The sequence below is a fragment of the Mycobacterium sp. pW045 genome (assembly GCF_041287085.1).
GTDB lineage: Bacteria > Actinomycetota > Actinomycetes > Mycobacteriales > Mycobacteriaceae > Mycobacterium > Mycobacterium algericum_A.
In genome coordinates, this window is the sequence record NZ_JBGGKU010000001.1 from 373,393 (window position 1) to 386,530 (window position 13,138).

7 protein-coding genes and 1 pseudogene are annotated in these 13,138 nt (G+C 67.8%); 2 read left to right on the forward strand and 6 right to left on the reverse strand.

Annotated elements, in window-relative coordinates; genetic code table 11:
* Nucleotides 1-102: 102 nt before the first annotated feature.
* Both ACAG20_RS01700 and ACAG20_RS01705 read right to left on the reverse strand, forming a co-directional pair.
* A complete protein-coding gene (locus tag ACAG20_RS01700; protein ID WP_370491304.1) occupies nt 103-1,842 on the reverse strand; it encodes an ABC transporter ATP-binding protein in 1,740 nt (579 codons plus the stop codon).
* The gene (locus tag ACAG20_RS01705) at nt 1,839-4,430 is read right to left on the reverse strand and encodes an ABC transporter ATP-binding protein/permease (protein ID WP_370491305.1); all 2,592 of its coding nucleotides are present in this window, start codon (nt 4,428-4,430) and stop codon (nt 1,839-1,841) included. Before ACAG20_RS01705 ends, ACAG20_RS01700 begins: the two co-directional genes overlap by 4 nt.
* A gap of 127 nt (nt 4,431-4,557) precedes the next feature.
* On the opposite strand from ACAG20_RS01705, the gene ACAG20_RS01710 reads away from it, so the two are divergent.
* Nucleotides 4,558-5,187 carry a GNAT family N-acetyltransferase gene (locus ACAG20_RS01710; RefSeq protein WP_112684021.1) on the forward strand — a complete coding sequence of 210 codons (630 nt, stop codon included), beginning with the start codon at nt 4,558-4,560 and terminating at the stop codon, nt 5,185-5,187.
* Here the strand turns inward: ACAG20_RS01710 and mbtN are convergent.
* The 3 genes and pseudogenes from mbtN to ACAG20_RS01725 form a co-directional block, all read right to left on the reverse strand.
* The gene (gene mbtN, locus ACAG20_RS01715) at nt 5,148-6,314 is read right to left on the reverse strand and encodes a mycobactin biosynthesis acyl-ACP dehydrogenase MbtN (RefSeq protein ID WP_370491413.1); all 1,167 of its coding nucleotides are present in this window, start codon (nt 6,312-6,314) and stop codon (nt 5,148-5,150) included. The two genes, ACAG20_RS01710 and mbtN, sit on opposite strands and share 40 nt — an antisense overlap.
* A gap of 5 nt (nt 6,315-6,319) precedes the next feature.
* Nucleotides 6,320-7,903: a long-chain-fatty acid--ACP ligase MbtM gene (mbtM, locus tag ACAG20_RS01720; RefSeq protein WP_370491306.1), complete on the reverse strand. Its 1,584-nt coding sequence runs from the start codon at nt 7,901-7,903 to the stop codon at nt 6,320-6,322.
* Nucleotides 7,900-8,166: pseudogene (locus tag ACAG20_RS01725) on the reverse strand (acyl carrier protein); the annotation flags it as partial. The pseudogene ACAG20_RS01725 and the gene mbtM, both read right to left, overlap by 4 nt.
* Before the next feature lie 167 nt (nt 8,167-8,333).
* Here ACAG20_RS01725 and ACAG20_RS01730 point away from each other — a divergent pair.
* Nucleotides 8,334-9,266, forward strand: a complete 933-nt coding sequence (locus ACAG20_RS01730; protein ID WP_370491307.1) for a hypothetical protein — start codon at nt 8,334-8,336, stop codon at nt 9,264-9,266.
* A 277-nt stretch (nt 9,267-9,543) separates the two neighbouring features.
* On the opposite strand, the gene ACAG20_RS01735 is transcribed toward ACAG20_RS01730, so the two are convergent.
* Nucleotides 9,544-13,071 (reverse strand): amino acid adenylation domain-containing protein, encoded by a 3,528-nt coding sequence (locus tag ACAG20_RS01735; protein ID WP_370491308.1) that lies wholly within the window; start codon nt 13,069-13,071, stop codon nt 9,544-9,546.
* Nucleotides 13,072-13,138 lie beyond the last annotated feature (67 nt).

Sequence of the window (13,138 nt, forward strand, 5' to 3'; positions counted from 1 at the left end):
ATGGCGATGGCCCGCTACGCCCGGCTCCGCCGCCCTTGCGACCATCGCTGACTCAACGGCGATGGCCCGCTACGCCCGGCTCCGCCGTTCTTGCGACCATCGCTAGCCGGTGTGGATGCGCCATCCGGCGGCATCATGCTGTTGCCGCCAGAATTCGTCGAAACGCCCGCCGGCGGACTGTAATTCCTCGATCGTGCCGTCCTCGATGATCCGGCCGTCGTCGAGGAACAGCACGCGGTCGGCTTGGGCGATGCTGGCCAGCCGGTGCGCGACGATCACTCGGGTGCGCGGGCGCAGCTCGGCGCCGAGCGCATCGACGACCGCGGCCTCGTTCTCGGTGTCCAGGGCACTGGTCGCTTCGTCGACCAGCAGCACCGGGGCGGGCTTGAGCAGGGCGCGCGCGATGCTGACCCGTTGACGCTCGCCGCCGGACAGTGCCCCGCCGGCCTCTCCGACTTTTGTGTCGGCACCGTCGGGCAATCTGGCGATCAGCTCGTCAACCCGGGCGAGCTCGGCAACCCGAACAAAGGCCTCCTGATCGGCTTCGGGGTCTCCGACCAGGACGTTGTCGCGGATCGTGCCGTCCAGCAGGTAGGGATGCTGGAACACCATGGTGCTTGCCGCTCGGCGTGACACCGCGTCGAGTTCGGCGGTGTCGACTCCGTCCAGTAAGACCCGCCCGCCAGTCGGTTCGTGCAGGCCGGCGATCAGGGCCAGGATGGTGCTCTTGCCCGACCCGGATGGCCCGACGATAGCGGTCGTGGTGCCCGGCTCCAGTGTGAAACTGACCCGGTCCAGCACCGGCTCGCCGGCCGGCTCATAGCCGAAGGTGACGTTGTCGAACTCGATCCGGGGAGCCCCGGCACCAGCGGGCAGCTCACCATCGCCGACCTGCAGCGCCGGGGCGGTCAGCACGGCCCGGATTCGCTCCAGGCTGGCCCGCGTCGATTCCAGTGCCGGACCCAGCTCGCTGATGGTAGTGAACGGTTCCAGGTAGCGGGCGATCACGACGATCAGCGCGATGGCTTCCGGAACGCCCAGGGTGCCGCGCACGGTCAGCACGGTGGTGGCGCCGGCGAGCAGGATCAGCGCACCCTGGCTGGCCAGGCTGAACAACAGCTGGCCGGGAATCTGCATGAGCAGCAGCCGCATTGCCGCGCCGTGCTGGGCAGTCAGGGCCGCACCGACGGTGCTGCGTTCCGGTTCGACCCGTCGCGCCGCGCGCAGTGCCTGCTGGGTGCGGGCGAACTCGATGATGCGCTCGGTCAGCGCGGTGTTGGCTTCCCCGGCGGCGACGTCGGCGCGGGCACTGAGCCGGTTGGCCGCCCACAGCGCCCCCAGCAGCAGCGGCACGCCGCCCAGGGCGGCCAGACCCAGCTGCCAGGAGACGCCGAGCAGCGCCACCGCGATCGCCGGCGGCAGCAGGATGGCGCTGATCAGCGGGGTCAGCAGGTTGACCACGAGACTGACCAGCTCGGGGCCGGTGGCGGCGATCGCCTGCCGGGCGGTGGCGGTGTTGTCGGCGGTGAACCAGTCGAGCCGGACCGCCGGCAGCCGGTCGGCGACATCGTGCTGGGTGTGGTCGAGGACGGCGAACCCGACATCGAATCCGATTCGTGCGCACGCGAAGTCGATCAGCCAGCCGGCAATGGTCACCGCGGTCAGCCAGCCCAGCCAGCTCAGCGCACGGCTCGGGTTGTCGGAGAACAGCGCGGCCACCAGTGGGACGAGCAAAACGGTGCCCACCGCCCGCGCCACCACCGACAACAGCGTCAGCACGGTGTAGCCCACAAGCCGGCCGCGGCGGTCTCGCGGAATCAGCTGGATCAGGGTGCGGATCACGATGTCGCCTCCGCTCCCACGCCGACCGCCCGGCGTCCGCTCTCCCACAGCTGCAGATAACGTCCCTCCGCCGCCAGCAGTTGGTCGTGGCGGCCTTGTTCGACGACGGCGCCGTGGTCGAGCACCACGATCTGATCCGCGCCGGTGACGGTGTGCAACCGGTGGGCGATGACCAACACGGTGCGGTCCTTGGTCAGCCGGTTCAGGGCTTGCTGCACCAGGTATTCCGATTCGGGGTCGGCGAAGGCGGTGGCCTCGTCGAGGATGAGCACCGGGGTGTCGGCGAGGATGGCACGAGCGATGGTGAGACGTTGGCGTTCACCCCCGGAGAGCGCCGCGGCGGCGCCGAGCACCGTGTCGTAGCCGTTGGGCAGCCGCAGGATCCGGTCGTGGATCTGGGCTTGGCGCGCAGCATGGTGCACCTGCTCATCCGTCGCATCGGGCACCGCCAGCGCGATGTTGTCGCGGACGCTACCGTGAACCAGCTGAGTCTCTTGCAACACGAACCCGACACGACGATAGAGGTCGTCGGCAGACAAGGACCGAATATCCTGTCCGTCAACGGTTATCGCGCCCTCCTGCACGTCATGGAAGCGAGCCAGCAAAGCGGCCAGCGTGGACTTGCCGGATCCCGACGGGCCGACCAGAGCGGTCACCGTGCCGGGCCGCAGCGTCAGCGACACATCGCGGATCACCGGCACACCCGGGCGGTAACCGAAGCTGACCGCTTCGAAGCGCACCGTCCCGGCCGGCTGCGGTGCCTCCGATGCCGCGGACGCATGCACACCGACCTCGAGTTCGGGTTCGTCCAGCGCGATCTGCAGTCGCCGAGCCGCCAGCATGCCGCCGCGGATTCCGCCGACGCCCAGGCCGATACCCAACAGCCGGGCACCGAAGGTGGTGCCCAGCAATAGAAACGGCAGCAGGCTCACCGGGTCCATCCGGTCGAGAATGACAAGCGGGGTACCGGTCAGCATGATCAGCCACAGGAACGTCGACGGGCGGGTGACCAGATCCATCAGCGTCTTCTTGCCGATGAAGGGCCGTTGCCAATCCACCAGAAAATTGATGTATTCGTCGAGGCGGCGGCGGAAGCTCGAGGCGGCCACCCCGCCGAACACCCGGATCACCGGCTGCCCCTCCAGATAGGTACCGGCTTCGCCGTTCATCCGCTCGGCCCAGCGCTGCGCCTGACTGATCTTGGGACCCGACTGAGTCATCATCACCGACATCAGCACCAGGTAGATCAGCACCGGCACGAACAGCACGAGCGCCACCCGCCAGTCCACCGCGAACAGGTAGACCAGCACCGCGACCGGCGCCACAACCGCAGCGACCGCATCGGGGATGGCGTGGGTCACCAGATAGTGCAGCGACAGGGTGTCGTCGGCGACCAGTTGCTTGATCGATCCGGATCCGCGCGCGGTGAACCAGCCCAGCGGCAGCCGCGACAGCTTGCTCAGCAATCGAGTACGCAGCGCGCTGGCAAAGCGGGCGTCGACGACATGCAGCCACAGCGTCAGCCCAGCCCCCAGCAATGTGCCCAGGCCCAGCAACGAGAGTGCCGCGATCGCCAGCGTCCACAGCCGTGACTCGTCGGCGCCGGCAACCAACAGCCGGGCCAGCTCCACCAGCAGCACGAACGGGGCCAACTGTAGCAGTGTGATCAATGCCTGCAGGACACCGGAGATGATCAGCGGCACCCGCAGCGGACTGAGCAGCCGGCCCGCCGCCTGGGCACGCCACCTGCCGCGTGGTGTCGCCGCGGTGGCGGCGGGCGTCGCGGCCTCCGGCAGGGCAGCAGGCGCCGACTGCTCGGCGACCGGAGCCTCCGGCCCACGTTGGGTGCCCATGGCACGCCCGGCGGTCCAGTAGGCCTGCGCGTGGAGCTCAGATTTGGGAAACCCGAACTCGTCGCGCAGCCGGGTCCGCAGCGCCTTGAGCGTCGCGGCTTCGGGAGTGGCCCAGGCATACCAGTCCGACCAGTCGCGAGCCTCGATGGCTGCGGCCAGCGAACTCGCATCACGGCGGGGCACCCAGTGCACCCGCAGCCGGGGGTGCTCACGCAGCGGAATCAGCAGGTCCTCGTCATGGTGCTGTTCGAGATAGAGCTCAATCGGTATCTCCGGCGCGACCGTCCCGATGATCCCGTTGATTCCCGGAATCGACGCCGAGTCCCCCACCAGCAGGTAGCCGGCGGGCTGGGCGTCGGCCTCGGGCGCCTCGAAGCGCGAGGAGCCCATCAGCGATACCGCCGCGATGGTGGTTCCGGGTTCCACGGCGCGGGCCCAGCGGGTGGCCGGCCCGGCCGGTTCGTGCAGCACCATGTCGATCGCGAACCGCCCGGTAGCGACGTCACCCTCGGCGATGGTGTAAGCGCGCTGGAATTCGGTGTCCGAGCCATCCGGGTCCGGGAACCAGAACCTCAGCCAGGCCGCGGGTTCGACACTCGCCTCAGTGAACAGGGTCGGTGAGTGCATCCAGATGCGGATGAAGTGCGGGGTGATCCAGCTGGTCTCGAGCACCGTTACGACGTGGTCCCGGGCGCCGAAGCCCCTAAGTATCGCGCCCTGCAAACCGCGCGCCATCAAGGTCCTTTCGCCGACGGTTACCCGCCCCGCGGGGTGGGGCCTGGCGCTCGCGCCGCCCAGCCCGACCGAGGTTACCCTATCCTCACTTTGACGGACAGGGCCTCCGGTAGGCTAACGGTTCGTTATGACTGATGCCGCCGCCATCCTGCACCGCGAGCTGACCGACATATCCGACGAGGTTCGCCGCGTGCCTGCTCCCCCGATCCCGGTACTGGCCGAGCCGTACGCGATCCGGGTGGCCGATCCGGATGCCGATGCGGAGATGGTGTCGGAGTGGATGAACCGGCCGCACCTGGCGGAAACATGGGAGTCCGCCTGGCCGCCGGAACGCTGGCATCGGTACCTGAGCGCCCAGGTGGCCGGCACTTTCACTCGGCCGCTCATCGTCAGCCGACACGGACGAGATTATGGCTATATCGAGTTGTACCGGGCCGCAAAAGATTCCATCGCCAAGTACTATGCCGCCGACCCGCACGATCTGGGTATGCACGGGGCCGTCGCCGATGCGGCGGTGGCCAATCGGGGCTTCGCGGCCATCCTGCTGCCGCGCGTCATGACAAGCGTGTTCGACCTCGAACCGCAGTGCCGGCGGATGATGTTCGAACCCGAGTACCGCAATACGGCGATGCGTCGGCTGGCCGAATATGTCGGCGGCACCTTCCTCGGCGAACACGACATGGGTTATCGCACGATGGCACTGTATGCGGTACTGCGCTACCCCGACGACGACCCGCTGTCGAACAGCTCGTCGTAGCCGTCATAGTCGGGACGCATCCCGGCGGCCACCAACTCCCAGAGCACTTCATCGGTGCCGCCGCCGACCCGGGCCAGTTTCATGTCCCGCCACCAGCGCCCGATCGGTGTCTCGTCGACCAGGTAGCCCGAACCGCCGAAGATGTGCATGCATTCGGAGAACACTTCTTCACCCAGCCGGGCGGCGGTGACCTTCATGGCCGCGGCGGTTCGCAGATCGAGCCGCCCGTCGGCGGCGATGCCGTTGAGTGCGTGGCGGAGCAGATCGACACGGGCTTGCAGGTCGGCCACGCGCATCCGTAGCGCCTGGTGCTGAAACAGGGTGGCGCCGAACTGTCGGCGGCGCATCATCCGAGCGTGCGTGAGCCCCAGCACCAGCTGGCACGACGCGGCGACCTGCCCGGCGATCGACATGCGTTCATGGGCCAGCCCCCAGGAGATCGCGGCCAGGCCGGTGCCCGGGCGGGCGATCAGGGCATCAGCGGGCACCCAGGTGTCGATATCGACCGCGGCGGTGTCCAGCGGTCCGGCCCCCACCTTGCGGTAGGGCTCGTTGACCTGCACCTGGGACGCCGGGACCGCGATCACCATGACGTTGCCGTGGCGGCTGTGCTCGTCGTGGTCCACACCGCGCGCCACCACCACGATCTGATCTGCGATCGGTGACAGCGATACGAACTTCTTGCGGCCGCGGACATCGAAACCGCCTCGCGCGGAACGGACTTCGGTCTCGACAATCTGCAGGTCGGAGCCTCCGGACTCCTCGGATGCCCCGATGCACAGCACCGCCTCGCCACGAATGGCCTGCTCGCAGATGTCCTTCAGGTACTCCGATCGCCCGAATCGACGCAGGATCGCGATCGCGGAGTCATGCAGGCTCACCCCGACACCGATCCCGGCCGATCTCAGCTGTCCCAGTTTGAACGCCAGCGCCACCAGCTTGGCGACGTCGGGATGCTGGTCGTTGGACCATTTGCCGGCGAACACGCCGGTGCGGCCCAAGTGCTCGATCAGTTCACGTGGAAACCGTTCGGTGACTTCGGCTTCCGCAGTCCAGTCGGCAACTCGTTGATCGAACACCTCATCCAGCAAGGCTCGATAAGTCGCGATGTCGGGCCCGGCGGTCACGTCGGTCACTTCATAACCTCCAGGCTCCGTTTGACTTCCAGCCGCCGCAGCTTCCCCGACGATGTGCGCGGCAGCGAGCCCGGCGACAGAAACACCACATCTGCGGGCACCACCCCGCACTGCGATGCCACCCGCGAGATCAGGTCGGCACGCGCGCCGGCCTCGTCGCGGCCGCGGAACTCCGCAGCGATCACCAGCCCCGCGCGGATCCCATCGGTGCCGACCGCCACCACCGCGCCATCGCGGACACCGCGCACCTCGGCGGCCACGCGCTCGATCTCGGTGGGAAACACATTGCGTCCGGCGATCGAGATGATCTCTTTGGCACGACCGCAGACCACCAGTCCGGCGTCGGTGAAGTAGCCGAGGTCGCCGGTCGCGAACCAGCCGTCCGGGTCCAACGGCGGCTGGTCCACATAGCCCGACATCATCGACGTTCCGCGGATCTCGATCTCACCGACCTCACGCTGCGACAGCTCCTCGTGAGGTTCGGCTGCCGGGCCGATTCGGACCTGCATCCCGGGAATCGGTTCGCCGAGCACCGCATGCCTGCGCACCGCCGGGGTGTCATCGCCTGCCGCGCCGACGATTTCGTCGTACTGCAGGCCGGCCCCTGGCCGTGGTGCGGTCACCGCGCAGGTGGCTTCGGCCAGGCCGTACGACGGCATGAGAGCACCGGGATCGAGGCCGTATCTGCTGAGTTCGGCGGCGAATCGTTCCAGGGCGGCGCAGTCGACCGGCTCGCCTCCGTTGATCGCCACCCGTAGCCGGCCCAGGTCCACTTCGGGCACTCGACGGGCATACTTGCCGATCACGCCGTAAGCGAAGTTGGGTGCGGCAGTCAAGGTTGCCCCGCTGTCGTGCAGCCAGCTCAGCCAGCGAAACGGCGAAGCAGCGAACGCTGCGGTGGGCGCCAGCCACAGCGGGGAGCCGGTCAACGCCGCGCTGAGCAGGAAGGTCAGCCCCATGTCGTGGTAGAGCGGCAGCCAACTGCAACCGACGTCGGTCGCCGAGTCGACGCTGAGGTGCTCGGCCAGGCCGGCGACGTTGGCCAGCACCGCTGCCGGTAACAGCTGGGCGGTGCGGGGGGTGCCGGTGGAGCCGGCGGTGCCCTGCAGTACTGCCGGCACATCCGGTGCGGCGGTCACCGCGTTGAAGGCGGCCGAAGGCTCGCTGGCGGCGGCGGTGACATCGTGCACGGTGATGGCGGCGTCGGGATCGTCCAGCAGCTGCCGGGGCCCGCCGTGAGTGAAGACGGTGTCGACACCGATACCGCTGAACCGCTTTCGGGTCGCCTGGGCCCATTGCTGCGGGTCGCAGCCGCGGACCGGTCCGGGCAGGATCGACACACTGCGCCCGGCCAGCCAGGCCCCCTGGATCGCGGCGACCAGTTCGACGGTCGGCTCCCCGACCAGGCCGACCGCGCCGTCGCTGCCGGTGTCAAGAATCCTCGACGCCACCCCCTGAGCGCGGGCGTGCACCTGGGCCCACGGGTGACGCTGCCAGCTGCCACTGGCTTGGTCGAAGACCACCAGGTCCCCATCCGAGGCGGTCATCGCCCTGGTCAGGGCGCTTGCCAGCGCACTCACGCGTCGGCGGGGGCTTTCGCCCGGATGGCGGCCTCGAGGTCTCCGACGGTGTCGCAGGTCAGCAGGTCTTCCTCGGACAGTGCCACGCCCAACCGATCCTCGATGGCGACCATGCCGATCGCAAAAGCCACCGAATCAAGGCCGACCTCATCGACCAGCCGCGACTCCGCCGTCACCTTGGTCAGGTCGACATTCAGATCATCGCGGAGGATCTCCCGCAGCGCGACGCTGACGGCATCGGATGGCGAGGCACTCATGCCGAGGGACGCTACACCACCGTTGAAAGTAAGGTTAGCTTACCCTAGTTTGTGACGGTTCCCACATAGTTAGGTTAGCCTTGCCTGACAACTAAAAATGTGGTTAATGTAAGCGAGCATTTACAAATACACAGGTACCTCATGCCAAGTTGAGGTCACGATAAGGAGAAGCAATGCAGCTCGCTCTCGTCGCCGGTTCGGCGGACCGCGGCACCGAATCTTACGCCCGGACCACCGGGCTCTTGGCGGCCGGCATCGCACTGGCCGGCGCCGGCATGCTCGCCGTCAGCCCGGTCAGCCCGCTAGCCCCTGCGGTCACCCATCAGCCCGCCGTGGAGCTCACCGCGACCACGGCGGAGAACCTCGACTACATCATGGACCTGCTCAATGGTCCGAACCCGATCGCTACGGCATTGGGCGAGCTGTCCAGCTATTACGGCGAGGTCACCCAGAACAGCCTCGACGGGCTGCAGGCCGGCCTCGAGATCATGTGGTCCGGCGGTGGGCGAGTCCTCGGGCTGGAGAACATGATCCCGCAGGCGCTCGAGGCCTTCCAGAACGGCGACTTCACCGAGGTCTGGAACCTGATCAACAACGACTGGCTGTACAACATGAACAACATCTTCCAGCCGCTCTTCGACCACGTCCCGCGCGGCGAGGACTTCGAGGTGCCCGGCGTGATGGGCATCGGCGCCGACATGACCCACGTTCTGGGGAACCTGCAGGAGCTCTTCGGCGACTTCAGCTTCTGGAAGTCCACCGCCAAGTACCTGATGGAACCGCTCACCGGTTTCGCATTCGCGTTGTCGGAGAATCTGAGCGGCGTGCCCGACGGCGTGGCACACGTGGCACAGGACCCGTTCGACGCGTTGCTCAACGGCTACATCACCTGGGATTCGGACACCGGCGAAGACACCGGCCAGTGGTGGGGGCTGCTCACCGAGCAAGGCACCTTCTCCTACTTCCTCGACGTGCTCCCCAGCCGGATCGCCGAAGCGCTGACCGCGAACCTGCCGGTAGACGAAGTAGTGGACCCTGACGTCGGCGCCTCGCTGGCAGACCCCGGCCTGTTCGACCTGGACTGGCTGACCGGCCTGTTCAACTAACTGCACACGGCCTGCGCACCACGCAGGTACCGCCGCCTGCGCGAGCGTGCGTGTCTGCGCTAGACACGCCGATGTTTACCGCGAAAGCACGCACGCTCGCGCAGTGCGGATGCCGGGCTCGGGTAGCAGCTACCCGGGCCAGGCGCAATACATTGCCGGTCGGCCGTTACCACGGTGACAGGTCCGACGGCCGCCACTGCGCAGCCATATCAGCGACGTTCGCCTCAGCCGCACAGCTCAAGCCCAGGGTCGGCCGGCTCGGCTGAATTCGCCACCATCACCCGTTGGCCGAACCTGCATCGAGTGCCACCATCACGTCGGCCTCCGACATCGCCGCGACTTCGAGATACGCCTCGGCAACCGACTCCATTCGGCCGGCGTCACTTTCCCGGCCGGTGAGTACCTCGGCCAGCGCGGCAACCGTGCGGGCAGCGAACATGTCTGACACCATCGTCCGCGGCGAATCGAGCCACACCCGGATCTCGGCCACGACCTTCGTTGCGAGGACCGAATCACCGCCGAGCGAAAAGAAGTCGTCGTGAACATCCACGGCGTCACCGTCACAGCCCAAGACCCCCGCGACGATATGGCACAGCGCCCGCTCCAAGGTCGATCGCGGCCCGGTGACAGATCCCGTCGCGCCGCCGAGTTGGCCGAACTCCTGGTCAAGCCGGCTGGCAACGGCCGCACGGTCGATCTTGCCGGCATCGGTGAACGGGATCCGATCCACCGGCGAGATCCAACGCGGAATCATGTGCGCGGGAACGAGATCGATCAGCGCATCGCGAATCCGGCCTGCCGTCAAACCCGAATCTTCGTCCACGCGGACCAGCGCCGCGAGCCCGTCTGAGCCACCGGGGGCAGGCAGGACCGCAGCCACCGCGGCATGTACGCCGGGAATTCTTCCCAGCGCGGCCTCAACCTCACCGAGTTCGACGCGGTAACCGCTGATCTTGATGCGGTGATCAGCGCGGCCGACGAATTCCAGCGTGCCGTCCGGCCAGTACCTGGCGAGGTCCCCGGTTCGGTACCAGCTGCGCGTCACACCGTGCAGTGGATACTCGACGAAGCGCTCCGCGGTGAGGTCGGGGCGACCGCGGTAGCCGCGGGCGATGCCGCGTCCGGTCACCCAGAGTTCGCCGATCACCCAATCCGGGCAATCGCTGCCGCTTTCGCTGACCACCCGGCAAGCCATGTTCGGCAGCGGCACACCGTAGGGCACCGAGCTGCCGTTCGCCAGTAGCCCCGCCGCCTCGTCAACCTCGAAAATGGTGGCGTGCACCGCCGTTTCGGTGGCGCCACCCAACCCCGCGAAGCGGGCTCGGGGGGCCTGCAGCCGCAGCCGGCGGGCCAACTCCGGGCGCACCCAGTCTCCGCCGACGGCCACGGCCCGCAGCGACGACAACCGTCCCTCACCGACCGCGAGCAGCATCTCGAGCCAGCCGGGCATGAAGTTGAGAGCGGTGACCTGGTGCGCCTGGATCAGGCTGGCCCAGGCGTCGGGGTCACGGCGCTGGTCTTCGTCGACCACGACGATCGCCCCACCCGCACGCAGGTTGGCGAAGATGTCCGGCACCGACATGTCGGACTCCAACGTCGCCAGCGACAGCCAGCGGTCGCCGGCACCGATGTCGAAATGCCGGAGCAGAAACTCGACGGTGTTCATCACCGCGTCGTGCGTGAGCTCCACGCCCTTGGGCTCTCCAGTGGAGCCCGAAGTGAACAGAACGTAGGCCGGCGCTTCGGGATCGCTTGCGACAGAAATCGATTCATCCGGACTCGTCGGGCCGGAAAGCAGCTCGGCTAGCCGGAGCGCGGGCACCGACGACGGTGTCTGCTGCGCGCCGGACAATAACGCCAGGCGGACGGATCCGGTCTGCAGTAGACGTTCCACCCGCTCACGGGGCTGGTCGGCACCGATGGGCAGATACACCGCCCCCGCGGCCAGGATCCCCAGCACGGCCGGCAGCTGCTCGGCGTTCTTCGGTCCCAGCACCGCGATCGTGTCACCGCCCTGCACCCCCTCGGCACGCAGGGCGGCGGTTACCGCCAGCGCCTGATCACGCAACTGCCGGTAGCTCAGCTCGCCGGAACGGGCGAACACCGCTGGAGCATCGGGTTGGCGCTCTGCCTGCCGGAAGAACCCGGTGTGCAGCGCCTCGCCGCTGGAGTCGGCGACGGTGCTGTTCACCGCCGCCCGCACAACCCGCTGGGATTCGGGGACCTCCGGTGGATCGGGCGCGGTCCAGGCGTCGGGGTCGGCAAGCCGGTGCAGTTCATCGAGTTGGTGACCGAACATGGCATCGACGACACCGGGCTGGAACGCCTCCTCACGGACGTCCCAGTTCACCAGCAGGCCGCCGCCCAGCGGTGTCACCTGAGCATCCAGCAACACCTGCGGCCCCTGGGAGATCGTCCACACCGGCGCGCCGAACAGCTCGGTCACCTCACCACCGAACAGATCACCCAGACCGAGTCCACTGGTGAATACGAACGGGGCCAGCGTCTGGACACCGCGGTGGCGGCTCAGCTCGCGCAGCACCGATAGCCCGGAATAGCCGCGGTGGCGCGCGCTGGAGTGCAGCGCCTCCTGTACTGCGACCGCCCGCGACAACGGGGAGTGCGCCTGCGTCAGATCGACATCGAGCATCAACGACGACGTGAAGTCGCCGACCAGCATGTCTACCTGCGGGTGGAACGGCTCACGGCCGAACATCGGCAGGTTCAGCAAAAACCGACGGCTGGTGGACCATCGGGCCAAGGTCCCGGCATAAGACGCCGCGAACGCCATCGCCGGCGTGACGCCGTGGCTGCGGGCCGCAGCGAACAGTGCCTCGCGGGCTGCTGCGTCGAACCAGTGCCAACGCCGAACGCTGCGTCGGGGATTCGACTGCTCAGATGTCGGGACGAGCGGCAACGACGGCGGGCCGGGCAGATTCGGTATCCGTTCGCTCCACCAGGGCTGATCCTCAGCCGACCGTGCCGCCTCCAGCGGGGCCATGGCGGCGCGATACTCCCGATAGGTGTAGTCCAGCTGCGGCGGGGTTCCACCTGCGTAGAGCACCGCCAGGTCCGACATGAATCGGCGGTAACTCACGGCATCACCCGCCTGCATGTCCAGATCGACATGCAGTCGCGTTCGCCCGCCCGGCAGCAGAGACAGGCTCAGCTCAAGCACCTCGCCGTCGAGCAGCTGGTGAGACTTGGCCTCGCGCGTCGAAAGCAGCTGCTGCTCGACGGCCTCGGCATCCAGGGCGCGCAGGTCACTGATCTTGACCGGCAGCGCACGGTCTCCGATGCGTTGGGTGCCGTCGGTCATGATCTCGACCCGCAACATCGGGTGGCGGGCGGCCAGTTCGGCAGCCGCCGCGGCCAGACGCTCGGGATCGACGCCGGCACCGTCGAATTCGACGTACAGGTGCGCGGCTACCCCACCGAGTTGCTGCTGATGGTTTCGGCCCACCCAGTAGGCGTGTTGCAGCGGCGCAAGGGGAAACGGCGCTGCGGGGTCGCCGTGGTCCGCGGACGAGGCGCCGGTCTCCGGCGCGGCGTCGAGCGCGTCGGCCCCTGGAGCGTGCGCGGCAACCAGGTCCGACCACGCCCGAACGGTGGGATCGGCCGCCAGGGTCGCGAAATCGACGTCGATCCCCCGTTTTCGCCAGCGGCCCGACAACGACATCATTCGGATCGAATCCAGGCCCGACGCGATCAGGTCCTGCGCCGGATCAATGGTGTCTGGACTCACGCCAAGCAGTTCGGCGACCTCGTCACGGACCGCCTGCGAAGGTGTCGCACCACCGCGCACGACGTCTCCTTAAGTTAGTATAGGATGGCCTAACTTTACGAAGGCTATCTCATGGGGGTCGGTCGCA

Bases quoted from the DNA above. Each gene is read 5' to 3' on its own strand.
- ACAG20_RS01705 (WP_370491305.1), bottom strand. From the start codon at position 4,430: ATGGCGCGCGGTTTGCAGGGCGCGATACTTAGGGGCTTCGGCGCCCGG.
- ACAG20_RS01710 (WP_112684021.1), top strand. From the start codon at position 4,558: ATGACTGATGCCGCCGCCATCCTGCACCGCGAGCTGACCGACATATCC.
- ACAG20_RS01730 (WP_370491307.1), top strand. From the start codon at position 8,334: ATGCAGCTCGCTCTCGTCGCCGGTTCGGCGGACCGCGGCACCGAATCT.